Genomic DNA, 24221 nt, shown 5'->3' on the forward strand with positions numbered 1-24221 from the left:
ACTGCGGTTTCTGTGTGCGATGAGCCTGTGGCTGAGCGCGTTCGCCGCCACCGCGGGAGAGTCGCCGGTGCGCACTGTGCAGGCGTTCTATGCCTGGGCGCTCGCGCCCGAGCACGCGGGCGGGGATGTTGCGCAGGTGCGGCATCTGCTGGGGCGGGAATTGTTCGCGGCGCTGGAGGCGCAGCGTGCCTACGAGGCGGCCTGCGCGAAGCTTGTGCCGGCCGACGTCAAGCCGCACATGCTGGACCAGAGCCCGTTCTTCCTGTGGCCGGATCAGCCCACGGCGCTGGTCTCGACGACCGCTCGGGTCAAGGGCGATACCGCACGGGTGCGCGCCCGCCTGGCCGTCGACAGCCTGCAGTGGACGGACACGGTGGTGCTCGGTCGGCAAGACGAGCGCTGGGTGATTCTCGACATCGCGTGGCAGGAAGGAACGCTCACCCAGCGCCTGGCCGAATTCGCGGCGGAGCGCTGCACACCTTGATGTCCACCGGCGCGAAACACGGGGCGCAGTGCCGATGCCGGCACCGCTGCAGGCCCTGCCGCACGTGGCATAAGCCCGCTCCGAGGCGGGATCTTCGGCCTGAATGACGTCGCCGGCGCACGGCTTCCCGGGCCCCTACCGTTCCTCCGTCCCCGCCTCCACCACCCCAGGAATCGGCGTGGCCTTGGGAAACGCGTCGCGCAGCAGGTCCACGCCCTGCTGCGGCTTGGCCAGCGGCGTCAGGTCCTGGCGATCGGCGCGCAGCTCGGCGCTGCGGTGCGGGGCGATGGCGTCGCGGCGGGCCTGCAGGTCCGGCTGCAGTTCGCCGTCGCGGTTGAACGACCAGGCCAGCATGGGCTTGCCCAGGGGCAGGGCATCGCCGGGCTCCGCGCCGCGGCGCGAATGCCAGGTGTGCCAGGTCTTGCCGTAGCTGTTGAGCTTGCTGCGCATCAGCGCCTTCTCCGCGGTAAGCGGCAGGCCGGGCGCGGACAACTGGCCGGACAGGATCTCGCCGTTGTGCGGATGCCAGTAGTGGCGCTCCTCCGGCGGCAGCCGCTGGAACAGCACCTCGGAAATGATGTACTCCACGCCGGTGAGGTTGGCCTGCGCGGTGTCGCCGTCGAACAGGGCGCACTGGGCGAAGTCCTCGTTGACCTGGCGGCAGAAGTGGTGGGCTTCCATCTGCTGGTGCGGGTGGTCGCGCATGGGATGGAAGCCGACCAGGTGGATGTCCAGCACCGCGGCCGGGCCATCGTCCTGCAGCGCCTTGGCGCCGGCTTCCAGCACCCGGGTCTTGGCGCTCTCGGCCGCGCCGGGCGGCTGCGTGGCGGGTTCGGTGCGGTCGCGGCCGCAGGCAACCAGGGTCAGCAACAAGGGAACGAACAGGATCTGGCGCATATGGGGTCTCCAAAGGCGGCGCGGCGGCGTGGGGCCGCATGGCCAGGACGCGTGGCGCACGACAGGGCCAGCATCGGCTGCGCCGCGTCGATCGGCCGTGGCCGGGGTGTCTGCACGGTGTCGTGATGTGCGAAGCTGGCCGGCGCCGTGGCGCATGCAGGTCTACGCATGTCTGCTGCAGCCGCGTCGCGCGACGTCGGCCGGTCATGCACCGTCGCGTCGTGGCCGCCGCGCCGTCACTGCAATGGCGTTGCAACACAGACGACATATCGTGCCGCGCTGCGCCATAGAATGGCGCATGCCGTCGCGGGCTGCTGCGCAAGCCGAACGGACTCGATTTTGCGCGCTCACAAGGATCCGACATGCTGCATCCCTCTCTCTCCCCGCGCCCGCTGACCGCGCGCGCCGCGCCGGCCCGTACTCGCCTGGCGCAGGCCTGCGCCGCCCTGGTGCTGGCCTCGGTCGCCGCCGCCGCTGCCGCGCAGGACAGCGCGCCGTCGCTGGCCGGCAGCGAGACCCGCCCGGCCAATGCCGCCGGCAATGGCGATGCGGCGACCTCGCTGGACACCATCATCGTCACCGCCGAACACCGCGAGCAGAACCTGCAGGAGGTGCCGGTATCGGTGGGCGTGGTGCAGGGCGAGGCGATGCGCGACTTCACCGCCGGCGGCGACGACACGCTGCTGGCGCTGTCCGGCCGCGTGCCCAGCTTCTACGCCGAAACCACCACCGGCCGCATCTTCCCGCGCTTCTATATCCGTGGCCTGGGCAACATCGACTTCTACCTCGGCGCCTCGCAGCCGGTGTCGATCATCCAGGACGACGTGGTGCTGGAGCACGTGGTGCTGAAGTCCAACCCGGTCTACGACGTGGACCAGGTGGAAGTGCTGCGCGGCCCGCAGGGCTCGCTGTTCGGCCGCAACACCACCGCCGGCATCGTCAAGTTCGACAGCATCAAGCCCAGCGACGACTACACCGGTCGCGTCACCGCCAGCTACGGCAGCTACAACACCGTCTCGGTCGATGGCGGCATCGGCGGCCCGATCAACGACGTGCTGTCGTTCCGCGTGTCCACGTTGTACCAGCACCGCGACGACTGGGTGGACAACACCTACACCGGCCCCAGCGCCGACGGTACGGTCACCCCGAAGAAGGACGCGATGGGCGGCTACGACGACCGCAACGCGCGCCTGCAGCTGCTGCTGAAGCCGAGCGAGAACTTCTCCCTGCTCGGTGCGTTCCACACCCGCGACTACGACGGCACCTCCACCCTGTTCCTGCGCGGCGCCCTGACCAAGGGGTCCAACAAGGTCGACGTGCCGCGCGACCAGGTGGCCTACGACGAGGCCCACGACAACCCGCAGGCGTACAAGACCCACGGCGCCTCGCTGAAGGCGATCTATGACTTCGGCGGCGTGTCGCTGACCTCGATCAGCGCCTACGAGACCACCTCCGGCTACAGCCGCGGCGACACCGACGGCGGCGCCGCGGCCAACTTCCCGGTCAACGGCGTGCCCAACGGCTACGGCCAGTCGATGGGCCAGGTGCGCGACCTGGACCAGTACACCCAGGAACTGCGCCTGGCCAGCGAAGGCGACGCCCCGCTGCAGTGGCAGGCCGGCGCGTTCTACTTCGACGGCAAGGACACCACCGACTTCTACCAGCGCGCCTACTTCCTGCAGACTGCCGCGCGCAATCCCAACAACTGGGTGCGCCTGCACAACAGCAACACCTCCTGGGCCGGCTTCGGCCAGCTGACCTACAAGGTCACCGACGCGCTGACCCTGACCGCCGGCGTGCGCCAGACCCGCGACAGCAAGGAGACCAAGCTGCTCAAGACCGCCGACACCGCGGCCGGCGTGGTCACCTACAGGGGCCGCCGCGACGTGCGCCTGGCCGACACCCAGCCGAGCTGGGACCTGAGCGCGATGTACGCGATCAACCCGAACGTCAACGTGTACGCGAAGGTCGCCCGCGGCTTCCGCGGCCCGACCATCCAGGGCCGTTCGGCGGTGTTCAACTCCGATTTCACCACCGCCGACTCGGAAACCATCCTGTCGTGGGAAGCCGGCATCAAGAGCAACCTGTTCGACAACCGCCTGCGCCTGAACGTCACCGGCTTCACCTACACCGTCGACGACATCCAGCTCAACGGCAACGACTCCAACGGCAACGGCGTGCTGTTCAATGCCGACAAGGCCAAGGCCTACGGCATGGAAGCGGACCTGGACTGGCGCCCGATCCCCAACCTGTCGCTGACCGCGGGCCTGAGCCTGCTGCACAGCGAGATCCAGGACAAGCGCGTGTACGCGCAGGTGTGCGGCCTGAACGGCGTGGTGGTGTGCACGGTGAAGGATCCGACCATCCGCATCGGCAGCAACACCTTCGCCCAGATCGACGGCAACCCGCTGCCGAATGCGCCCAAGTACAACGTCAACCTGGCCGCCCGCTACGACATCCCGGTCAACGACGGCGGCGCGTTCTTCGTCGCCACCGACTGGAACAAGCAAGGCTACACCAGCTTCGTGCTGTACGACTCCACCGAGTTCACCTCCAAGGGCAACTTCGAGGGCGGGCTGAAGCTGGGCTACACCGGCGACTACGGCGCCTGGGAAGTGGCCGCATTCGCCCGCAACATCACCAACGAGAAGAACCTCAAGGGCGTGATCGAGAACTACATGGCGGCCGTCTACAACGAACCGCGCATCGTCGGCGTCTCGTTCAACCTGCACTGGCACTGATCGCAGAGCGTGTAGCACCACGTCGGCAACACCTGCCGGCGCCAGCGGGCGGGAGGGCGATGGTCCTCCTGCCCGTTTGCGTTTGATGGGAGCACGTTGCCGTCGCTGTGACCATAGTCGTCACCGTCACCGTCACCGTCGCCGTCGCCGTTGCTGTTGCTGTTGTTGTTGCCTGGCTTTGGCTCTTGCTTTTGATTCACCGGGTTCCCTTCCGAAGCGGCGGCCAGCGCGGGGAAAAACCCTGAAGGGGCGGCGCACATGGACGTGCGCCGTCCGCGGCAGGGGCAGGATGCCCCTTCCGCGGATCCCCGGGATGGACGCGAACCCGGAGCGCGCAGCGCGGAGGGCGCGTAGGCAGGGTGTGCTTGACCAGCCTTCGGCTGTGGTAAAGCGCTTCTTTTGGTTACTTTTCTTTGCACAAGCAAAGAAAAGTAACTCGCCCGTTAGGGCGAAAGCCTTTGCTGTTGCTTCAAGCGTGAGTGCCGGACAAGAAGAATCGTAGGAGCGGCTTCAGCCGCGACCGCGACCTTCGCGGTAAAGCCCGGTCGCGGCTAAAGCCGCTCCTACGACTGCCGCCACCGCCTGCGACCCCGAGGGCTCCGACCCCGAGGCCCGAGGCCCGAGCAAACCTGCCACCCATCCCAAATCCCATGGCAGCCCCGCCCCCGCTCTGCTACAGTCCGCGCCCAGCGCTGCCGGGTCCGGCAGCCGGGCACAGCCGCCGCCATGCCTTCATCCGTGAGTCTTTCGGGGGAGTGGTGCATGCGCGTCGCGCGATCGGTGTTGACCTTGTCTGTCGTGTCCATCCTGCTGGGCTGGGCGCCCACAACGCGCGCAGCCGACGGCGAGGCCGCGCCGCCTCCTGATCCCACCACCCTCGACCAGATCGTCGTCACCGGCGAGAAGAGCGGCCGCAGCGTGCAGGACACGACCAGCTCGGTCGCCGTCACCACCGAAGCGCGCATCGAGCAGGAGAACCTGCAGAACGCCTACGAGGTGTTCAACCGCACCGCCAACATGGCGCAGACCTATGGCGACGCCGGCTTCAGCATCCGCGGCATCCGCAACATCGACGGCGGCAGCGATGCGCCGCTGGCCACCATCTACCTGGACGGCGCCGCCCTGCCGTGGAAAGCGATCAGCTGGGCGCCGCTGAGCCTGTGGGACCTGCAGCAGGTGGAAGTCCTGCGCGGCCCGCAATCCACCCTGCAGGGCGAGAACGCCCTGGCCGGCGCGATCGTCCTGCGCACTGCCGAGCCGACCATGGACTGGCAGGGCAAGCTGCGGGTGCTGGCCTCCGATCCGTCCGACCGCAGCCTGGCCGGCGCGATCGGCGGGCCGATCGTGCCCGACGAGCTGGCGTTCCGCGCCTCGGTGGAGCAGCGCAGCTTCGACGGCTACACCTGGAACCTCACCCGCCAGGCCGCTGACGACGCGCAGGTCTCGGCGATCTACCGCGGCAAGCTGCTGTGGACGCCGTCGGCGATCACCGGGCTGAAGGTGCAACTGGGCTACACCCGCTCGCACCGCACCGGCCCGTACATGTACACCTACGTGCGCACCGACCTGCCCGACTACCTCGAGCACCGCGACGCCACCAACAACACCCCGGACCGCACCCGCAGCGACAGCGACATCGTCACCCTGCAGGCCGACTACGCGCTCTCCGACGCCTGGTCGCTGTCCTCGGTCAGCGCCTGGAACAAGGTCACCTCGTCCAGCCTGTGGGACATGGACCATGGCCCGGACAACGCCGGCTACGCGCAGCGCCAGCTCGACGACACCACCGCCTCGCAGGAGCTGCGCCTGCACTACGCCGGCGCAGCGGTGCAGGGCCTGATCGGCGCGTACTGGGCGCGGCACGTGGAAGACAACGACGCGCAACTGTTGAACAACGTCGCCACGCCGACCACGACCATCGCCGGCCTGCTGCGCAGCGCCGGCTTCCCGGCCGCCACCGCCACCGCGATCGCCACCCGCTACGCGCAGGCCCTGCCGGTGATTCCGGTCGACTACGTCAGCGCCAGCCCGACCCGCTCCAGCAACCGCGCGCTGTTCGCCGACGGCCAATGGCAGGTCGGCAGCGGCTTCTCGCTGCTGGGCGGGCTGCGCTACGACCGCCAGCGCTACGCCATGGCCTCCGACACCACCGCCGCCTTCGCCGGCCGCTATCCCGACCCGGCCGCCTTCGCCGCCAGCGGCACCGCGCTGTATCGGGCCATCGTCGCGATCAACCAGGGCGTGGCCGGCATCGTGCGCTCGGCCAACGGCGAGGTGGCCTGGAACACGCGCGACTTCGACGCCCTGTTGCCCAAGCTCGGCGTGCGCTACGACTGGAACCCGGACGTGTCGACCAGCCTGGTGGTGCAGCGCGGCTACCGCTCCGGCGGCTCCAGCTTCAACTCAGCGCGCAGCCAGGCCTTCCCCTACGACCCGGAATACACCTGGAACTACGAGGCCTCGCTGCGCTCGCAGTGGCTGGACCGGCGCCTGACCCTCAACGCCAACGCCTACTACATCGACTGGAAGGACAAGCAGACCACCGCCTACTTCGGCCTCAACAGCTTCGACTACAACACCGTCAACGCCGGCCGCGCGCATCTGTACGGGGCCGAGCTGGAGGCCAGCCACCGCCCCAACGAGGCCTTCGACTGGTACGGCTCGCTGGGCTATGCGCGCACCCGCTACGACAGCTTCGCCACCATCGCCGGCGCCTCGGTCATCGACTACGCCGGCCGCGAGTTCGCCTACGCGCCACACTGGACCGCGGCGCTGGGCGCCAACTGGCGCTTCGCCGGGGGCTGGCTGGCCAACCTCAACGCCAGCTTCCGCGACCGCGTGTACACCGACATCGGCGCCGGCGCCGTGCAGCTGGCCTCGCGCACCGTGGTCAACGCCAAGTTCGGCTACGAGAACCTGGACTGGAGCGCGTGGATCTTCGCCAACAACCTGCTCGACCGCGACTACGTGCAGTACCGCTGGGCCACCGAGCCGGTCGCGATCCTGGGCGCGCCACGCGTGGTCGGCATCGGCTTCGAGGCGCGCTGGTGATGACCGCCCTCGCCACCGCCGGCTATCTGCTGGCCGCCGCGCTGGCGGCGCTGGCGTTCTACCTGGCCACCGCGCACCAGCGGCTGTGCCCGGCCTGGCGCCGGCACGCGCGCGCGCTGCGCGTGGCCGGCACGCTGCTGTGCGTGGCGGCGCTGGGTGCGGCGATCGCCGCGCTGGGTGTGTGGGCCGGCGTCTTCGCCGCGCTGAGCGCGACGATGCTGGCGGCGGTGGCCTTGCCGTACCTGGATGCGTGGCGGCAATTGCACCGAGGGGCTGGCGATGTGGGCTAGGTGGCTGGCGGCGATCGTGCTCGGCCTGCCGCTGGCGGTGGGTGCGATCGGCCTGTGCGTGTTGCTGTGGCCGGGCAATCTGCAGGTGCATACGCTGCCCTGGCTGTTGCTGGTGTTCCCGGCGTGGATCGGCGCGATGTCGCTGGCCTTCGTGTTCCGCAGCGGCGCACGCGCGTGGCTGTGGCTGGGCGGTGCGACCGCGCTGTGCTACGTGGCGCTGTTCCTGCTCAAGGCCAACCATCTCGTGCAGGTGACCCCATGAAGGCCGCGACCCTGCGCCAGTTCCTGTCGGCGCACAGCTGGATGGGCCTGCTCGCCGGCATGGCCTTGTTCATCGCCTTCTATGCCGGGGCGATCAACGTGTTCACCCATGACCTGGAGCAGTGGCCGCGGCCGTCGGCGCTGCACGCCCCGACGCTGCCGCCGGAACAGGCCGCGCAGGCGCTGGCCGATGCGGTGCTGGCGCGGCATCCGGCGCTGGCCGAGTCCTACACGCTGATGCTGCCGGGCGAGGGCCGCGCGTTGCCGCAGCTGTATGCGTTCGGGCCGGCCGCACAGCAGGCCTTCGGCGGCATGGTGCAGTTCCAGCCCGGCGCCGATGGGCAACCGCTGCAACTGCCGCAGCGCAGCGGCTTCGTGGACTTCCTGTACGACCTGCATTTCACTGCCGGCCTGCCGCGCACCTTCGGCACCTACCTGTTCGGCGTGGTCTGCCTGCTGTACGGGCTGGCCCTGGTCAGCGGCGTGGTGCTGTATGCGCCGGTGCTGCTCAAGGACCTGTTCGCGCTGCGCCGCGGCCGCAACGTCAAGCGCCTGTGGCAGGACGCGCACAACGCCATCGGCATGCTGTCGCTGCCGTTCCACGTGATCTTCGCCTGGTCCGGCGCGGTGCTGACCCTGGGCGTGCTGCTGCTGGCGCCGTTCCAGTACCTGGTGTTCGACGGCAAGCTGATGCAGGTGCTGCAGCCGGACTTCGAACTGGCCCCGCACGTGCAGCCCGCGCACGTGCCTGCGCCGATGCTGCCGGTGGCCGAGTTGGTGGCGCGGGCGCGCGCGGCCAATCCCGGCTTCGTGCCGGAGAGCCTGTCCTTCCACGACGCCGGCGACGCCAACGCGCAGGTCGAGCTCTACGGCCACCAGGACCAGCGCCGGCTCAACACCCTCGGCGGCGTGGCGCTGCGCGCGGCCGACGGCCAGGTGCTGCGGGTGCTGTCGCCGCAGACCATGTCGCCGGGCGTGGCCGCGCTGCGCGGCCTGCAGACCTTGCACTTCGGCAACTACGGGCGTTGGCCGCTGCAGTGGCTGTACTTCCTGCTCGGGCTCGGCGGCGCCTTCCTGTTCTACAGCGGCAACCTGCTGTGGGTGGAAGCACGGCGCAAGCGCCGCCAGCACGCGCAGCCGTTGCGCACCCACCTCATGGCACGGCTCACCACCGGCGTGTGCCTGGGCTGCGTGGCCGGGGTCTCGGCGCTGTTCGTGGCTGCGCGCCTGCTGCCGCCGGGCATGGAGCGTGGCGCGTACTACGCGGTGTTCGCGCTCGCGGTGGCCTGGGCGCTGCTGCGGCCGACGGCGCGCGGCGCCTACGAACTGCTGCTGGCCTGCGCGACGTTGACCGCGTTGGTGCCGCTGGCCGGGTTGCGCGGTGCCGCCGGTTGGGTGGCGCCGTGGAGCAGCGGCACCCTGCTGGCGATCGACGCCTGTGCGTTGCTGCTGGCCTGGGCCTACTGGCAGATGGCGCGCGCGGCGTACCGTCGCGGGCAGGGCGGCGATCCGCACAGCGTGTGGGCGTTCCCGCCGCCGCGCTGAGGCGCCGCAGCGCACGCCATGCGGCACGGTAGGGTGCCGCTGTCACGCAATCGATGGCCGCGAAAGTGGACAATCGCGCGCCGGTGCTTTTTCATGGTCTCGACGTGGGCACCGCAGCGTCCGCGCGAAATGGAGTCGGGTTGCACGTTTGATGTGACCTGCTCCGCACTTCGCGCCGCGCTGCCGTCGACAGGGGACTGCATGCACGAGCGTTACCAGGAGCCACACGACACGCCGCCGGGCGAGGCCTACGCGGCGCAACTGCGCAAGGGATTCGCCGCGCTGCGTTTCGATCCTCCGCTGGAACGGGCGTACCGCCACTACACCGCCGCCACGCTGGGCTTCGCGCAGCGCGTGGCGGCCTCGCTGGGCGTATTGATCGCGCTGCTGCTGCTGGCTTGGGATGCGGTGCATTTCGGCTGGCGCGGCGGCGGTCTGCTCGGCTATGCGATCGCGGTGCGCGCGGCGACCCTGCTGGCGCTGCTGTGGGTGGCGGCGGCGATCCACCGCGCCGACACGCACGGTCCCGGCCGCGCCGCGTTGCTGTTGCTGGTCGGCGGCACCGGGCTGGTGCTGTCGAGCGTCGGCTATCCGCCGCAGGAACTGCGCTACGCGGCCGCGGTGATGACCCTGGTACTGGTGGCGGGCTTCTTTCCGCTGGGCCTGGCGCTGTGGCAGAGCGTGGCGGTGGCGCTGCTGTTGTGCGCGATCAGCGCCGCCGCCGGCCACCTGTTGCTGGACGGCGCGGCACGCGATGCTTATCTGCGCCTGCAATGGCTGCTGTGGACGGCCGTGCCGGTCGGTGCGGTCGGCGGCTATCTGCGCGAACACTCGCGCCGCGAAGGCTTCCTGCAGCGCCGGGTGCGCGACGACGAGGCCCTGCGCGACGCGCTCACCGGGCTGGGCGATCGCCGCCGCTTCGACGAACACCTGGCGGTGGCACTGGCCGAGCGCCGGCGCCTGCAGCGCGGGCTGGCGCTGATCCTGGTCGAACTGGACGGCTTCGCCGCGCTGGTGCAGCGCGCCGGCGCCGGTGCCGGCGACCGTGCAGTGCTGGAGGTGGCCGAGGCCATGCAGTGCCTGCTGCGACCGCTGGACGTGGCCATGCGCATTCGCGCCGACCGCTTCGCGCTGGTGCTGTACGACGCCAGCGGCGCGCACCTGCGGCAGGTGGCCCCGGCGCTGCGCGACATGGTCGAGGTGATGGCGATCGCGCAGGACACGGCGGACGCGCCGGCGCTGACAGTCAGCGTCGGCGCGCTGCTGGCCACGCCCGAGGACACCCCGGCCGCGCTGATGCAGCGCGCCGAGGCGTTGCTGGACTCAGCGCGTGCCGTCGGCAACCGAGTGGTGCTGGCCGAGGACACCGGCTGGTAGGCATGCGGCAACCGCCATGTACCGGTACGGCCATGGCGGGCGGCGACGATGCCCTGCGCGCGTCGCGGGCAGGGGCGGATGTACTTGGCTGCTTGGTGCGGCGCAGGCTCACTACCCCGCGCGCAACGCCATGCGTTCCGCCGCGCCAGGCAGTAGCGGATCCGTGTGCGTGGTGCGCCGCGCGCCGCAATGCAAGTCCCTTTCACCACGGCCCGGCCGACGCCTCGATGCACGCTCCACGGTTGTAGGAGCGGCTACAGCCGCGACAGGCGTGACCGGCAATGCGCGTCGCCGCTGAAGTCGTTCCCACGAGGCACGTCGCCTGCCGCTACGCCAGCACCACCGTATGCCGAGGGCTGGGCCAGAACAGCGCGGCCTGGCCCCACCCGGCGCTGCTGCCGAAGCCCAACTGCCAGACTTCGCCATCGTGGATCACGAAGCGGTTGCCCTGCTTGTCCACCCGCTGCCCGCTGTAGCCATCGGCAATGCCGCGCTGGGCGACCGCATCGAGCAGCCGCTGCCGTTCGGCGCGGTTGGCCGGGGCTGCACTCAGCCGCGAGGGGAGTGCGAGCATCTCGTCCTCGCTGTACTTGAAGCAGCGCAAGGCGCAGCGATTGGCGTAGAAGAACACCGGGTCGGCGCTGGCGTCATGCGCCAGGATGGCGTACGGCGCCTGCGCATGCAGCCAGTGGTAGCGGTCGGCGATGGCGTCGGGGCAATACAGGTCGTGACCGCTGAGTGCGCGGTAGCAGTCGTCGATGCGCGCGAGCAGGGTCGTCTGCGGTGCGGAAGGCGGCATGGTGGCGGTCTGGCAGCCTGCGGGAGCCCGGATTGTCGCGGATGCGCACGTTCGCCGACGTGACCCCGGCCCTAGTCTGCGCCTGTGCCACGCCGGTGACGGCGCGGCCACGCGGCGCAGGCGCTCAGAACGTCCCGCGCTGTACGAACGGCACCTGCGCGTAGAGCCGGCGTTCGCCGCCGCGCGGGTCGTGCGCCAGGCGGCTGTCGGTGTCGAACAGCAGGGTCTCGCGCTGGGCCAACGAATACGGCTCCCAGCGCGGCAGGCCGGCGTGGTTGGGATCGCCGTGGCGGGCGAAGGCGAGCAGCGCGTTGCTCATCGCATCGGCCATGCGCTGCGCGTCGGCGCCGTCGCCGGTGCGCGATCCGGGCTGGTGGATGTTGTCGAACACCAGCGGGATGTCCAGGGTGTGGAAGGCGCCGAACTTGCCGCCGTCCAGCGGCGAGCCCCAGTCGAGTTGGTAGACCCAGGTCGGCGCGCCCTGCCGCGCGCGCGCCTCGGCTTCTTCCACCGCGCCACGCCAGGAGCGGCCGGCGGTGGTGGCGGCGAAGAACACCTCGCTCGGCGTGTAATGCGGATACAGCCGCCGGTACTCGGCGATCACCACCTGCGGCGCCAGGTCCACGTACTGCTCCTGCGCCAGCCTGTCCGGCAAGGCGTCCCAGCTCAGCGCGAAGTTGGCCGGATCGTGGCCGAGGAAGGCACGCGTCTCGTCGCGGGTGTTGCCGATCACCATCGGGATGCGCGCCGATTGCGGCGGCGCGTCCGGCCAGAACGGATGCCGGTGCAGTACCTGCGCATCCAGCACTGGGCCCAGGTACAGCGCGGTGCGTTCGGCGCGCGAGGGATCGGGCGTGCGCGTGGCCTCGAGCACGCGCTGCAGCGGCAGCGTGCGCAGCGCGTCCAATTGCGATGGCGCCAGCTGCAGGGCCTGCAGCAGCAACTGCGCGCGCTGGCCGGCGGCACGCGGCCCGGCGGCGGTGACCTGCTGCCCGCTCATGGTCCAGGCGCGGTGGAACAGGCCCTGCGCGGCCGGCATCGCCATCAGCGTGGCGATCTTGGCGCCGCCGCCGGACTGGCCGAACACGGTGACGTTGCCGGCATCGCCGCCGAACTCGGCCGCGTGCGCGCGCACCCACTGCAGCGCCTGCACCAGATCGAGCTGGCCGACGTTGCCGGAGGCGGCATAGGCCTCGCCCCCGAACGGTGCCAGGTACAGATAGCCGAAGGCGTTGAGGCGATGATTGACGCTGACCACTACCACGTCGCCGCGCTGGCACAGGCGCACGCCGTCGTACAGCGGGTCGCTGCCGGAGCCGTTGTTGTAGGCGCCGCCGTGGATGTAGACCAGGATCGGGCGGCGCGCGCCATCGCGCAGGCCGGGGGTCCACACGTTGAGGAACAGGCAGTCCTCGCTGACCGGCTCGGACCCCCGCTGCGGCGCCGAGGCGCCATAGGCGCTGCAGTCGCGTACGCCGTGCCAGGGCCGTTCCTGCAGCGCCGGCTGGAAGCGCCGCGGCGCGGTGTCGGCGCCGTAGGGAATGCCCTTGAATACGTACACGTCCTGGTCGCGCACGCCACGGATGCGGCCGCTGCGGGTGCGCGCCAGCGGCGCCGCTGGCGTCGCCGCCGCGGTCGCGACACCGGGCAGCGCGCCGCTCAAGGCCAGCGCGCCGAGTGCGCCGTCGCGCAGGAAGCGGCGCCGGCCGTGGTTGTCGGGAGCGGCGGAGACGGCGGTGTGCGCGCCGGGCGGGCGGGGACGGACGGTCATGCGTGGATGGACTCCTGACGAGGCGATGGGGGACGCGCTCGCGGCGTGGCGGCGCGGCGGCCACCGGCGACGCGATCACTTGGCGGGGCATGCAGTGGCGCGCAGGCCGTGTGGCTCACTTCCCCCCCGCCGGCGGCGGGATCGGCGCGCGGGCGCGCGGATCGTCCTGCACGTTACGCATCCAGCTCAACGCCAGTTGCGGCCACGCCGCCAGCGGCAGGCCGGCGATGCCGCGGACACCGAAGCCATGGCCGCCGTGCGCGAACAGGTGCAGCTCGGCCGGCATCCCCGCCTGGCGCAGCGCCTGGTAGAACAGCAGGCTGTTCTCCACCGACACCACCGGGTCGTCCTGCGCCTGGACCAGGAACGTCGGCGGCATACCGGCGTGCACGCGGTTCTGTAGCGAGTAGGCGGCCATGGTCGCCGCATCCGGGTGGCGGCCGAGCAGCCGCAGCCGCGAGCCGGTGTGCGCCGCGGTGCCGCTGCCCATGTCGATGACCGGGTACAGCAGCAGCAGGAAATCCGGTCGCGCGCTGACCCGGTCGATCGCATCGCGGGCCGGATACACCGGGTCGTCGTAGCGGGTGCCGAGGCTGGCGGCGACGTGGCCGCCGGCGGAGAAGCCGATCGCGCCGATGCGGTGCGGGTCCACTCCGTAGTCAGCGGCATGCGCGCGGATCAGGCGCAGCGCGCGCTGCGCGTCGGCCAGCGGCTGGTCGCGCGCCGCGGCAGCGTCGACGGCCGCATTGGGCAGCCGGTAGCGCAGCACGAACAGGGTGATGCCGGCTTGTTCGGCGAAGATCGGCACCAGGGCGGTCCCTTCCTTGTCCAGCACGATGCGCGCGTAACCGCCGCCGGGCGCCACCAGCAGCGCGCTGCCGTTCGGGTGCTTCGGCCGGTACACCACCAGGTAGGGCTGGTAACGGCCGCTGAGCGCGCGGTCGGGCAGGGCAGGGTCGTCGCTGCGCTCGACCAGCTGCGGTTGCTCGGGGCCGGCCGCCGACCCCGGTGCCGGACCGGGCCACAGCGGCAGCCGCGCCGCCAGCTCGGCAGCGCTCTCGCTGGCCGGCCGCTCGGCCGCCGCGGCCACGCCGAGAGCGCCCAGCAGCAGGCCCAACGCCGCCAGCACGGCGATGCAGGGACGGAAGCGGCGCTTGCCGCAGCGCGGGGACAGTGGTTCGGTGGGACGTAGGCGGGTAGGGAGGAGGTGGGCCGACATCATCGAGATCTCGTCGTGGGTGGAGGAAGCCGCGCGGCGCGGATGGCCGCCGAGAGCGCGTGGCTTCCAGTGTGCGCGCGGCCTGCGCCAACGCATGACGCTGTGTTGCTGTTGCTGTTGCTGTTGCTGTGGCTGTGGCTGTTGCTGTTGCCGTTGCCGTTGCCGTTGCCGTTGCCCGAATCCCGAATCCCGAATCCCGAATCCCGCCGCCCAAAGGCGGCCTTTGCCGCACCGCACATTGCCAATGACACCGGTTTACCATATACAACGGCGCAACGCGCTGTCGATGCGCGGCGCAGCAATTCCCGACCCCCCATTCTTGCGGAGATGCCCTTGAGCCTTCCTTCCGGCCCGTCGCAGACGCCACCGCCCGCGTTGGCCGATATCGCGGCCCGCTTCGTCCAGGCCCGCCGCCAGGGCCGCGCGTTGCGCGATTTCCCTGGCGTCATCCCGGACGACCTGGAGACCGCCTACCGCGTGCAGGACCTGGCGATCGCGCAATGGCCGGACCGCGTGGTCGGCTGGAAGGTCGGCTACATCGCGCCCGAGCGCCGCGACCACTCCGGGGACGAGCGCCTGCTGGGCCCGATCTTCGCTGCTGCGCTATGGAATGCTACCGGTGGAACAACCGACATCCCGGTGTTCGATGGCGGTTTCGGCGCGGTCGAGGCCGAGTACGTGCTGCGCCTGGACGCGGACGTGCCCGCCGACCAGGTGCACTGGACCGCGCAGCAGGCCGCCCAGGTGCCGGCGACGCTGTTCGTCGGGGTCGAGGTGGCGAGCAGCCCGCTGGCCACGATCAACCAGCTGGGCCCGCGCGTGGTGATCTCCGATTTCGGCAACAACAACGGCCTGCTGCTGGGCCCGCAGGTCCCCAACTGGACCGCGCTGGACGAAACCGCGCTGCGTGCCGAGACCTGGATCGAAGGGCAATGCGTGGGCACCGGCGGCGCCATGCTGCTGCCGGGCGGGCTGCGCGCGGCGTTCGCGTTCGCGCTGGCGCGCTCGGCCAGGCGCGGGCGGCCGCTGTGCCGCGGCGAGCTGATCGCCACCGGCAATGCCACCGGCATCCACGACATCGCCATCGGCCAGCAGGCGACGATCCGCTTCGATGGCTACGGCGAACTTCATTGCAGGGCGGTCGCGGCCTAGGCTGCGCGATGACCACGACGCGCGGGAGGGCGCAGCATGATCACTCGTAGACGATTCCTCGGTGCAGGCATCACCGCCGCGGCCGCGGCCAGCGTGCCGCTGGGCGCGCTGGCGCAGCGCGGCGATACCCGCCTGCTCACCGCCACCGACGTGCACGTGGCCGACTACCCCACCGTGGAGGCGGTGCGCTGGTTCGGACAGACCCTGGAGCAGCAGACCGGCGGCCGCCTGCGCCTGCGCCAGTACCACTCCGGCCAGCTCGGCCGCGAGGCGGAGGCGATCGACATGGCGCGCTTCGGCGCCATCGACATCACCCGCGTCTACTCCGGCGCGTTGAACAACACTTTCCCGCTGACCCAGGCGCTGTGCCTGCCGTACGTGTTCGACTCGGTGGCGCACCTGCGCCGCGCGATCGACGGCCACGTCGGCGACAGCATCCTGCGCAGCTTCGAACAGCGCGACCTGGTCGGGCTGGCGATCTACGACTCCGGCGCGCGCTGCTTCTACAACACCAAGCATCCGCTGCGGCAGCCCAAGGACCTGCACGGGCTCAAGCTGCGCGTGGCGAACTCGGACATCTTCCTCAAGCTGATGCGCATGCTCGGCGCCAACCCGACGCCGATGTCGCTGGGCGAGACCTTCTCGGCGATGGAAACGCACATGATCGACGGTGCCGAGAACAACATGCGCAGCTTCCAGTCCAGCCGCCACTTCGAGGCCGCGCACTACTGGTCGCAGAGCGATCACTCCTACGCGCCGGACGTACTGGTGATGTCACGGCGCAGCTTTCAGGCGCTGGCGCCGGACGAGCGCGCGCTGGTGCTGGACACCGCGCGGCAATCGGTGACGGTGATGCGCCGGCTGTGGGACGCCTCCGAGGCGCAGGCGCGGCAGCAGGTCATCGACTACGGCGTGGCCTTCAACGAGGTCGACATGCCGGCCTTCCGCAAGGCCGCCGCGCCGCTGCTGGCCGAGTACCGGCAGCAGCCGGAGATCGAAGCCCTCTACCGCCGCATCCGCGATTTCGCCTGAGCCCATACCGATGACCGACCACGACCCCGCCCTCCCGGTGCCGCCGCTGCAGCGCGTGCTGGACCGGATCGCCACCTTCGCCATCGGCACCGCCGCCGCCGCCCTGCTCGGGCTGGTGGTGGTGCAGGGCTGGCAGGTGTTCACCCGCTACGTGCTCAACGACTCGCCGAGCTGGACCGAGCCGGTGACGCTGCTGCTGCTGAGCACGGCGATGAGCCTGGGCGCGGCCGCCGGCGTGCACACCCGCCGCCATTTCGGCTTCTTCCTGCTGGCCGAAACGCTGCACGCCAACCTGCGCCGTTGCATCGACCTGCTGCGCCCGCTGCTGGTGGCGGCGATCGGCGCGGTGATCGCCTGGTGGGGCGCGGTGCTGCTGCTGGACGGGCTGGACATCAAGATGGCCGGCGCCCGAATGCCGCAGAGCATCAACTACCTGCCGCTGTCGATCGGCGGCGCGCTGATGAGCGTGTTCGCGCTGTACCAGGCCTGGCGGGTGCTGCGCCCGGGCACCACCATGGGGAGGAACTGAGCATGGCCATCGCCATCCTGCTGGGATTGTTCGTGGTGCTGCTGCTGATCGGCGTGCCGGTGGCGTATGCGCTGGGCGCGGCGGCGCTGGCCACGCTGCTGTACCTGGACCTGCCGGCGGTGGTGCTGGTGCAGCAGATCTCCGCCGGCAGCGGCTCGGCGTCGCTGATCGCGATCCCGTTGTTCATCTTCGCCGGCGAACTGATGCTGCGTGGCGGCATCTCCGACCGCCTGATCGCGCTGGCGTCCTCGCTGGTCGGGCGCATGCGTGGCGGCCTGGGCCAGGTCAGCGTGCTGTCCTCGCTGTTCTTCGGCGGCGTGTCCGGCTCGGCCATCGCCGACGTCTCGGCGGTCGGCGGCACCATGATTCCGCAGATGATCAACCGCGGCTACGACCGCGACTACGCGGTCAACGTGAGCATGACCGCGGCGCTGGTGGCGCTGCTGGTGCCGCCCTCGCACAACCTGATCCTGTTCTCGGCCGCGGCCGGCGGCGGGCTGTCGATCGCCGACCTGTTCGCGGCCGGCATCGTCCCGGCGCTGCTGATGACCGCGGCGATGATGCTCACCGGCTATGCGGTGGCGCGCGCGCGCGGCTACGGCACCGAGGCGTTCCCGGGCTGGCGCGCGGTGGCGCTGCGCCTGGTCGGCGCGCTGCCGGGCCTGGGCCTGGTCGCGCTGATCTTCGTCGGCATCCGCGCCGGCATCTTCACCGCGGTGGAGAGCGCGGCGATCGCGGTGGTATACGCGCTGCTGGTCACCGCGCTGCTGTACCGGCAACTGCGCTGGGCCGAGTTCTTCGCCGCGGTGACGCATGCCGCGCGCACCACCGGGGTGATCCTGTTCGTGATCGCCACCGCGGCGGTATTCGGCTGGCTGCTGGCCTACCTGCAGGTGCCGGCGGCGGCGGTGCACTTCCTGCAGTCCATCGCCCACAGCCAGCACACCGTGCTGCTGATGATCGTGGTGATGCTGCTGCTGTTGGGCATGTTCATGGACCTGGCGCCGAAGATCCTGATCTGCACGCCGATCTTCCTGCCGGTGGCCAAGGCCTACGGCATCGATCCGATCCATTTCGGCCTGGTGATGGTGCTGGCCGGCGGTATCGGCCTGATCACCCCGCCGGTGGGCTCGGTGCTGTTCATCGGCACCTCGATCGGGCAGATCACCGTGGCCCAGAGCATGCGCACCATCTGGCCGTTCTGGCTGGCGGCGCTGTGCGTGCTGCTGATCGTGGCGTTCTTCCCGGAGCTGTCGCTGTGGCTGCCGCGCGCGCTGCGCGCCTGAGTCGGCCCGGTGGCGTGCGCCAGGCGGCAATCGCGAGCCGTTCGCGCCGAGCGCCGCTGCCGGCGTCGGCGCCGCCGCGGCCCCGCGCCGGGCGCTGCGTCTACAGCGGTTGCGTGACCGTACGCTGGTGCGAACATGACACCCAGTAGAATCCCCTCTCTTTCGCCCGGTTTTCCGTCCATGGCGCCGAACAAGCCCCGCCCCGCCGATGCTCCCGCTTCCGCTCACGGCAAGGCCGCGACGATCAACGACATCGCGCGCCTGTCCGGGGTGTCGAAGAAGACCGTGTCGCGGATCATCAACAACTCGCCGCTGGTGCGCAAAGACACCCGCGAGAAGGTCGAGGCGCTGATGCGCGAGGTCGGCTACGCGCCGGACCCGCTGGCGCGCGGGCTGGCGTTCCGCCGCTCGTTCCTGATCGGCATGGTCTACGACAATCCCACCGCGCAGTACATCGTGGACATGCAGTACGGCGCGCTGGATGCGCTGCGCGGCTCCAGCTTCGAGCTGGTGGTGCATCCCTGCGACAGCCGCAGCCCCGGCTACATCGAGGGCGTGCGCCGCTTCGTGCAGCAGCAGAAGCTGCACGGGGTGATCCTGGTGCCGCGCGCCTCGGAGGACCAGGCGCTGGCCGACATGCTCGCCGGCATCGGCGTGCGCTACACCCGCATCGCCTCGCTGCCGCTGGACGACACCTCGCAGATGGTGGTCACCCACGACCGCGACGGCGCCGCCGAGGCCGCCGACTACCTGCTGTCGCTGGGCCACCGCGACATCGCCCTGATCACCGGCCCCAGCGCCTACCGCTCCGCGCACGAGCGCACCGCCGGCTTCATCGACGCGCTGACCCGGCGCGGCATCGAACTGCCGCCGGCGCGCATCGTCGAGGCCGGCTACACCTTCGAATCGGGCGTGGCCGCGGCGGAGAAGCTGCTGCTGGGCAAGCAGCGGCCCAGCGCGATCTTCACCGGCAACGACGAGATGGCCGCCGGCGTGTACAAGGTCGCCCTGCGCGCCAACATCAACATCCCGCGCCAGCTGTCGATCATCGGCTACGACGACAGCCCGCTGGCCTCGCGGCTGTGGCCGTCGCTGACCTCGGTGCGCCGCCATACCCGCGACACCGGCCGCACCGCCGCGGCGATGCTGATCCAGCCCGAGGGCACGCCGTCGCTGGCGGTGGCCAGCGTGCGCCCTCACCTGATCGTGCGCGACTCCTGCCAGCCGCCGGAAGACTGAGCGCGGCACGGCCGGTGTAGACTGCCGGCCGACCGTGCGGACACCGCTCCGCCCATCCAAGGCCCGCTCCGTTCCGGCACCGCCCGGGCGGACCCACGCGGCCTTGCTGCGAGGAGCCTTCGCCATGTCGTCCCCTGTTCCTGCCGCCGCCGCGGTCCGTTTCGGCCGCCTGGCGCCGACCGTGCCCGTCGCCGAGATTGCCCGCGCCGTCGCCTTCTACACCGACTGCCTGGGCTTCCGCAGCGTGTTCCAGAACGGCAGCCCGGTCGGCTTCGTGATCCTGAAGAAGGACGACGCCGAACTGCACCTGACTTTGCGCGCCGGCTACCGCGGCAGCACCAGCAACGTCGCCCACCTGCTGGTCGACGACGCGGCGGCGCTGCACGACCGCCTGCAGGCGCAGGGCGTGCGCATCATCAAGGCGATCCGCGACGCCGACTTCGGCCTACGCTGCTTCGTCTTCGCCGACCCCGACGGCAACCGCATCGACGTCGGCCAGCCCCTGCCGCGCTGAGCCGCTGCGCCGCACCCGCGGCGCAGTGCCTTCCATCCCGAATCCCGAGTCCCCAATCCCGGCACTTCGTGCACTGCGCAATGACACCGGTTTACCAGAGCCGCTAGACTGTCCTCCGTGGCGGGCTGCCGCATGCCGTCGCCTGCACTGGAGAAGCCCATGTCCCTGTACTGCAAGACCCACTACGCCACCCATCCCGACGCGATCAAGGGCGCCAGCAACGACCAGTTGCGCGACCTGTACCTGCTCGACGGCCTGTTCGTGGACGACGCGGTGACCCTGAAGTACACCCACTACGAGCGCTTTGTGCTCGGCGGTGCCGCGCCGGTGACCGGCCCGGTGAGCCTGCCGGCGCAGACCGAGCCCGCCTCGGCGGCCGGCCACCCGTTCCTGGAGCGGCGCGAGCTGGGCGTGATCAACGTCGGTGCCGGCAGCGGCACCGTCACCGTCGACGGCACCGCGTATCCGCTGGGCCCGAAGGACGGCCTGTACGTGGCGATGGGTAGCGCTGAGGTGGTGTTCGCCTCCGACGACGCGGCCGTGCCGGCGCAGTTCTACCTGGCTTCCACCCCGGCGCATGCGCGCTTCGCCACCAAGCGGCTGTCGATCGCCGAGGCGGTGGCGCTGGACCGCGGCGCACTGGAGACCAGCAACGAACGCACCATCTACCAGTACATCGTGCCGGCCACCTGCCAGTCCTCGCAGCTGCTGCTGGGCCTGACCGTGCTCAAGCCGGGCAGCGTCTGGAACACCATGCCGCCGCACCTGCACGACCGCCGCAGCGAGGTCTATTTCTACTTCGACCTCGGCGCCAACGACCGCGTCTACCACTTCATGGGCGAGCCGGACGCGCAGCGCCACATCGTGGTGCAGAACAACGAGGCAGTGGTGTCGCCGCCGTGGTCGATCCACATGGGCGCCGGCACCGCCAACTACGCCTTCATCTGGGCGATGGGCGGCGAGAACCTCGACTACACCGACATGCACGTGCTGGACATCTGCCAGCTCAAGTAGGCCGCCGCCCGCGTGCGCCGCCACCGTCTCCACCGTCATCCCCTCTAGGAGCCCCGCAATGACCCACCCGTTCAGTCTCGAAGGCAAGGTCGCCCTGGTCACCGGCGCCAACACCGGCCTCGGCCAAGGGATCGCCCTGGCCCTTGCGCAGGCCGGCGCCGACATCGCCGCCGCCGGCATCCAGGCGCCGACCGAGACCGAGGCCAAGGTCACCGCGCTGGGCCGCCGCTTCATCGCCATCGAAGCCAACCTGATCAGCATCGAGCCGGTGCAGCGCATCCTCGACGAGACCCTGGCCGGCCTCGGCCGCCTCGACATCCTGGTCAACAACGCCGGGCTGATCCGCCGTGCCGACGCGGTGGACTTCAGCGAGCAGGACTGGGACGACGTCATGAACGTCAACATCAAGTCCGCGTTCTTCATGTGCCAGGCCGCCGGCCGCCACTTCATCGCCCAGGGCAGCGGCAAGATCATCAACATCGCCTCGATGCTGTCGTTCCAGGGCGGCATCCGCGTGCCCTCGTACACCGCCAGCAAGTCCGGCATCGCCGGCATCACCCGCCTGCTGGCCAACGAGTGGGGCGCCAAGGGCGTCAACATCAACGCCATCGCCCCCGGCTACATGGCCACCGACAACACCGCGCAACTGCGTGCCGACGCCGCGCGCAACCAGGCGATCCTTGAGCGCATCCCGGCCGGCCGCTGGGGCGTGCCGGAAGACCTGGGCGGCACCGCGGTGTTCCTGGCCAGCAGCGCCTCGGACTACGTCAACGGCACCGTGATCCCGGTCGACGGCGGCTGGCTCGCCCGCTAACCGCCCTTCCTTCTCCCCTCGGGACCTCGGCCCCCTTTTTGGGGGAAGGTGCCCGTCAGGGCGGATGAGGGTACGGCAGCCGCCGACCCAATCAGCCCAACCTGTCCCCATCACCACTCCCCACCAAAGGACCCCCCATGAAAATCGCCCTAATGAACGAGTTCAGCCAGGCCGCCAAGAACCCGGTGATCCTGCAGCAGCTCAACGACGTCGCCGCCGCGCAGGGGCACAGCGTGTTCAACGTCGGCATGGACGGCGACGCCGACCACCGCCTGACCTACATCCACCTGGGCATCTGCGCCGGCCTGCTGCTCAATGCCGGCGCGGTGGACTTCGTGGTCGCCGGCTGCGGTACCGGCCAGGGCGCGATGATGTCGCTCAACGCCCACCCGGGCGTGTTCTGCGGCTACTGCATCGAGCCGACCGACGCCTACCTGTTCGCCCAGGTCAACAACGGCAACGCGCTGGCGCTGGCCTTCGCCAAGGGCTACGGCTGGGGCGCGGAGATCAACGTGCGCTATATCTTCGAGAAGGCCTTCAGCGGCGAGCGCGGCATGGGCTACCCCGCCGAGCGCCGCGAATCGCAGCAGGCCAACGCCGGCATCCTGACCCAGGTCAAGCAGGCCCTGGCCAAGTCCTACCTGGACGGCCTGCGCGCGCTGGACCCGGAACTGGTCAAGCAGGCCGTGGGCGGCCCGCGCTTCCAGCAGTGCTTCTTCGACAATGCCCAGGATGCCGAGCTGCGCGCCTTCGTCGCCGGCGTACTGGGCAAGGCCGAGGCCGCTGCGGCCTGATCGCACCGTGCGATGCTCGAGCCCCTCTCCCGCGGAGAGGGGTTGGGGGTGAGGGCCGAAGGATCGGTCAACGCCTACCGCGCTGCTTCCTGTCAGTCCGGCCTGATGACGCCGGCCGATCGGGTGCCAAGCAGCCCCATCGCAGCGGAGTGCCCATGCGCCTGCTCCTGTCCGCATTGCTGTTGCTCTCCGCGAGTGTCACCCGCGCCGAACCGCAGCGCATGTTCATCGTCGGCGATGCCGTTGCGGCCGAGGTCGGCCCCGAGCGCACGCCGCAGGCCGGCTGGGGTCAGGTCTTGCAGAGCTACCTGGATCCGCACGCGTGGCAGGTACGCAATCACGCCAGGGATGAGCGCAGCGCGCGCCGCTTCACTGCCGAAGGTCCGCTCGACGCGATCACCGAACTGCGTCGTGGCGACGTGGTGCTGATCCAGTTCGGCCACGATGACGTCAAACGCCAAGACTCCAGCCGCGATGACGACCTGCAGCAAACGGTTGCCCGCGCGCTGATGCAGGCACGCGCCAAGGGCGCCACGCCCGTATTGGTCACGCCGTTGGCGCGCCCGGTATTCAAGGAGGGTGCGCCGCTGGACACAGCTGCGCCGGGCATCCAGACACTGCAAAGGCTGGCGAGCACGCAGCAGGTCGCGCTGATCGACCTCGACGCCAGCAGCCGTGCCTGGCTGCGTGAGCTGGGCGAGCGGGGCGCGCGCCCGTACCTGTTCGTGCCCGAACAGGACGCTGCCGCCGACAGCCGTTTCAACATCGCTGGCGCCAACGCCCTGGCCTGCCTGGCGCTGCGCGATGTGGTGCAGGCGATGCCCGCACTGCGCCCGGCGCTGGTACGCGATCTGGATTGCGACGTGTTGCGCCCCACCCACGCCTCGGCGCAATCGCAGGTACTGCACGAAGACGCGCTGGCCCGCGACCAGCCCGGCCCGCACGGCGGCGCAGGGCCGACCACGGCGTACCCATTCTTCGCCGACGTGCAGGATCTGCCCTTCGTGCTGCGCAAGCGCGTGCTGCACAAGGGCGCCGGTATCGGCCTGCATCCGCAGCACAAGGACGAGATCTACTACGTCGTCAGCGGACACGGCAGCTACGTGCTGGACGGAACCCAGTACGACGTGCGCGCCGGCTACGCCTTGCTGACCCGCCCCGGCAGCAGGCACGCGTTGCAGCAGGTGGGCGAAGAGCCGCTGGTGCTGCTATTGGTGTATCCACGTTAAGGTCGCTGGCTTACGCCACTGCGCGGATCGGCGCATCCCTGGGAGGGCAACCCGCCTTAGCCAATTCTGTGCGCGCTGCGCGCCCTTACCCTCACCCCAACCCCTCTCCCGATGGGAGAGGGGCGTGCTGCGTCATGCGCACCGAGAGCGTACGCCTGCAGCAGCGGCCTGTCGCTGATCGCG

21 protein-coding genes are annotated in these 24221 nt (G+C 70.5%); 17 read left to right on the plus strand and 4 right to left on the minus strand.

Annotated elements, in window-relative coordinates; genetic code table 11:
• The first annotated feature begins 19 nt into the window (after positions 1-19).
• Positions 20-484, plus strand: a complete 465-nt coding sequence (locus FHR56_RS18505; RefSeq protein ID WP_260400328.1) for a YbjP/YqhG family protein — start codon at positions 20-22, stop codon at positions 482-484.
• Positions 485-619: 135 nt separating this feature from the next.
• On the opposite strand, the gene FHR56_RS18510 is transcribed toward FHR56_RS18505, so the two are convergent.
• Positions 620-1381 (minus strand): OBAP family protein, encoded by a 762-nt coding sequence (locus FHR56_RS18510; protein ID WP_260400330.1) that lies wholly within the window; start codon positions 1379-1381, stop codon positions 620-622.
• 362 nt (positions 1382-1743) lie between these two features.
• Between FHR56_RS18510 and FHR56_RS18515 the strand changes: the two genes are divergently transcribed.
• From FHR56_RS18515 to FHR56_RS18540, 6 genes are all read left to right on the plus strand, one after another.
• Entirely contained in the window at positions 1744-4122 is a 2379-nt protein-coding gene (locus FHR56_RS18515; protein ID WP_184502762.1) for a TonB-dependent receptor, read from the plus strand.
• Positions 4123-4920: 798 nt separating this feature from the next.
• Positions 4921-7173: a TonB-dependent receptor gene (locus tag FHR56_RS18520; RefSeq protein WP_345776741.1), complete on the plus strand. Its 2253-nt coding sequence runs from the start codon at positions 4921-4923 to the stop codon at positions 7171-7173.
• Entirely contained in the window at positions 7173-7463 is a 291-nt protein-coding gene (locus tag FHR56_RS18525) for a hypothetical protein (protein WP_184502763.1), read from the plus strand. The genes FHR56_RS18520 and FHR56_RS18525 overlap by 1 nt, the downstream gene beginning before the upstream one ends.
• Positions 7453-7725: a hypothetical protein gene (locus tag FHR56_RS18530; protein WP_184502819.1), complete on the plus strand. Its 273-nt coding sequence runs from the start codon at positions 7453-7455 to the stop codon at positions 7723-7725. Before FHR56_RS18525 ends, FHR56_RS18530 begins: the two co-directional genes overlap by 11 nt.
• Positions 7722-9269 carry a PepSY-associated TM helix domain-containing protein gene (locus FHR56_RS18535; protein ID WP_184502764.1) on the plus strand — a complete coding sequence of 516 codons (1548 nt, stop codon included), beginning with the start codon at positions 7722-7724 and terminating at the stop codon, positions 9267-9269. The genes FHR56_RS18530 and FHR56_RS18535 overlap by 4 nt, the downstream gene beginning before the upstream one ends.
• Positions 9270-9470: 201 nt before the next feature.
• Complete coding sequence (locus FHR56_RS18540; RefSeq protein ID WP_184502765.1) at positions 9471-10646, plus strand: GGDEF domain-containing protein; 1176 nt, start codon at positions 9471-9473, stop codon at positions 10644-10646.
• Positions 10647-10974: 328 nt separating this feature from the next.
• Here FHR56_RS18540 and FHR56_RS18545 read toward each other — a convergent pair whose 3' ends face one another.
• From FHR56_RS18545 to FHR56_RS18555, 3 genes are all read right to left on the minus strand, one after another.
• Positions 10975-11445: an MEKHLA domain-containing protein gene (locus FHR56_RS18545; protein WP_184502766.1), complete on the minus strand. Its 471-nt coding sequence runs from the start codon at positions 11443-11445 to the stop codon at positions 10975-10977.
• 124 nt (positions 11446-11569) lie between these two features.
• On the minus strand, positions 11570-13216 hold the full coding sequence (locus tag FHR56_RS18550; protein ID WP_184502767.1) for a carboxylesterase family protein: 1647 nt from the start codon (positions 13214-13216) through the stop codon (positions 11570-11572).
• Between the two features lie 115 nt (positions 13217-13331).
• Positions 13332-14345, minus strand: a complete 1014-nt coding sequence (locus FHR56_RS18555; protein ID WP_184502820.1) for an alpha/beta hydrolase — start codon at positions 14343-14345, stop codon at positions 13332-13334.
• A 417-nt stretch (positions 14346-14762) separates the two neighbouring features.
• Between FHR56_RS18555 and FHR56_RS18560 the strand changes: the two genes are divergently transcribed.
• The 10 genes from FHR56_RS18560 to FHR56_RS18605 all read left to right on the plus strand — a co-directional run bounded on the left by FHR56_RS18560 (position 14763) and on the right by FHR56_RS18605 (position 24038).
• On the plus strand, positions 14763-15587 hold the full coding sequence (locus FHR56_RS18560; RefSeq protein WP_184502768.1) for a 2-keto-4-pentenoate hydratase: 825 nt from the start codon (positions 14763-14765) through the stop codon (positions 15585-15587).
• 36 nt (positions 15588-15623) lie between these two features.
• On the plus strand, positions 15624-16619 hold the full coding sequence (locus FHR56_RS18565) for a TRAP transporter substrate-binding protein (protein WP_184502769.1): 996 nt from the start codon (positions 15624-15626) through the stop codon (positions 16617-16619).
• A 10-nt stretch (positions 16620-16629) separates the two neighbouring features.
• Positions 16630-17148 (plus strand): TRAP transporter small permease, encoded by a 519-nt coding sequence (locus FHR56_RS18570; protein WP_184502770.1) that lies wholly within the window; start codon positions 16630-16632, stop codon positions 17146-17148.
• 2 nt (positions 17149-17150) lie between these two features.
• Positions 17151-18434 carry a TRAP transporter large permease gene (locus FHR56_RS18575; protein WP_184502771.1) on the plus strand — a complete coding sequence of 428 codons (1284 nt, stop codon included), beginning with the start codon at positions 17151-17153 and terminating at the stop codon, positions 18432-18434.
• 180 nt (positions 18435-18614) lie between these two features.
• On the plus strand, positions 18615-19673 hold the full coding sequence (locus FHR56_RS18580; protein WP_010343057.1) for a LacI family DNA-binding transcriptional regulator: 1059 nt from the start codon (positions 18615-18617) through the stop codon (positions 19671-19673).
• Between the two features lie 124 nt (positions 19674-19797).
• Positions 19798-20187 (plus strand): glyoxalase superfamily protein, encoded by a 390-nt coding sequence (locus tag FHR56_RS18585; RefSeq protein WP_184502772.1) that lies wholly within the window; start codon positions 19798-19800, stop codon positions 20185-20187.
• A gap of 159 nt (positions 20188-20346) precedes the next feature.
• A complete protein-coding gene (gene kduI / locus FHR56_RS18590) occupies positions 20347-21201 on the plus strand; it encodes a 5-dehydro-4-deoxy-D-glucuronate isomerase (protein WP_184502773.1) in 855 nt (284 codons plus the stop codon).
• A gap of 58 nt (positions 21202-21259) precedes the next feature.
• On the plus strand, positions 21260-22015 hold the full coding sequence (gene kduD, locus FHR56_RS18595) for a 2-dehydro-3-deoxy-D-gluconate 5-dehydrogenase KduD (protein ID WP_184502774.1): 756 nt from the start codon (positions 21260-21262) through the stop codon (positions 22013-22015).
• 137 nt (positions 22016-22152) lie between these two features.
• A complete protein-coding gene (locus FHR56_RS18600) occupies positions 22153-22809 on the plus strand; it encodes an RpiB/LacA/LacB family sugar-phosphate isomerase (RefSeq protein ID WP_184502775.1) in 657 nt (218 codons plus the stop codon).
• 155 nt (positions 22810-22964) lie between these two features.
• On the plus strand, positions 22965-24038 hold the full coding sequence (locus FHR56_RS18605) for a cupin domain-containing protein (protein ID WP_184502776.1): 1074 nt from the start codon (positions 22965-22967) through the stop codon (positions 24036-24038).
• Positions 24039-24221: the final 183 nt, after the last annotated feature.

Source organism: Xanthomonas sp. F10 (assembly GCF_014206815.1).
Classification (GTDB): Bacteria; Pseudomonadota; Gammaproteobacteria; order Xanthomonadales; family Xanthomonadaceae; genus Xanthomonas_A; species Xanthomonas_A indica.

Coding starts and splice junctions, on each gene's coding strand:
- FHR56_RS18505 (WP_260400328.1), top strand. CDS start 20: ATGAGCCTGTGGCTGAGCGCGTTCGCCGCCACCGCGGGAGAGTCGCCG.
- FHR56_RS18510 (WP_260400330.1), bottom strand. CDS start 1,381: ATGCGCCAGATCCTGTTCGTTCCCTTGTTGCTGACCCTGGTTGCCTGC.
- FHR56_RS18515 (WP_184502762.1), top strand. CDS start 1,744: ATGCTGCATCCCTCTCTCTCCCCGCGCCCGCTGACCGCGCGCGCCGCG.
- FHR56_RS18525 (WP_184502763.1), top strand. CDS start 7,173: ATGACCGCCCTCGCCACCGCCGGCTATCTGCTGGCCGCCGCGCTGGCG.
- FHR56_RS18530 (WP_184502819.1), top strand. CDS start 7,453: ATGTGGGCTAGGTGGCTGGCGGCGATCGTGCTCGGCCTGCCGCTGGCG.
- FHR56_RS18535 (WP_184502764.1), top strand. CDS start 7,722: ATGAAGGCCGCGACCCTGCGCCAGTTCCTGTCGGCGCACAGCTGGATG.
- FHR56_RS18540 (WP_184502765.1), top strand. CDS start 9,471: ATGCACGAGCGTTACCAGGAGCCACACGACACGCCGCCGGGCGAGGCC.
- FHR56_RS18545 (WP_184502766.1), bottom strand. CDS start 11,445: ATGCCGCCTTCCGCACCGCAGACGACCCTGCTCGCGCGCATCGACGAC.
- FHR56_RS18550 (WP_184502767.1), bottom strand. CDS start 13,216: ATGACCGTCCGTCCCCGCCCGCCCGGCGCGCACACCGCCGTCTCCGCC.
- FHR56_RS18560 (WP_184502768.1), top strand. CDS start 14,763: ATGCCCTTGAGCCTTCCTTCCGGCCCGTCGCAGACGCCACCGCCCGCG.
- FHR56_RS18565 (WP_184502769.1), top strand. CDS start 15,624: ATGATCACTCGTAGACGATTCCTCGGTGCAGGCATCACCGCCGCGGCC.
- FHR56_RS18570 (WP_184502770.1), top strand. CDS start 16,630: ATGACCGACCACGACCCCGCCCTCCCGGTGCCGCCGCTGCAGCGCGTG.
- FHR56_RS18575 (WP_184502771.1), top strand. CDS start 17,151: ATGGCCATCGCCATCCTGCTGGGATTGTTCGTGGTGCTGCTGCTGATC.
- FHR56_RS18580 (WP_010343057.1), top strand. CDS start 18,615: ATGGCGCCGAACAAGCCCCGCCCCGCCGATGCTCCCGCTTCCGCTCAC.
- FHR56_RS18585 (WP_184502772.1), top strand. CDS start 19,798: ATGTCGTCCCCTGTTCCTGCCGCCGCCGCGGTCCGTTTCGGCCGCCTG.
- kduI (WP_184502773.1), top strand. CDS start 20,347: ATGTCCCTGTACTGCAAGACCCACTACGCCACCCATCCCGACGCGATC.
- kduD (WP_184502774.1), top strand. CDS start 21,260: ATGACCCACCCGTTCAGTCTCGAAGGCAAGGTCGCCCTGGTCACCGGC.
- FHR56_RS18600 (WP_184502775.1), top strand. CDS start 22,153: ATGAAAATCGCCCTAATGAACGAGTTCAGCCAGGCCGCCAAGAACCCG.
- FHR56_RS18605 (WP_184502776.1), top strand. CDS start 22,965: ATGCGCCTGCTCCTGTCCGCATTGCTGTTGCTCTCCGCGAGTGTCACC.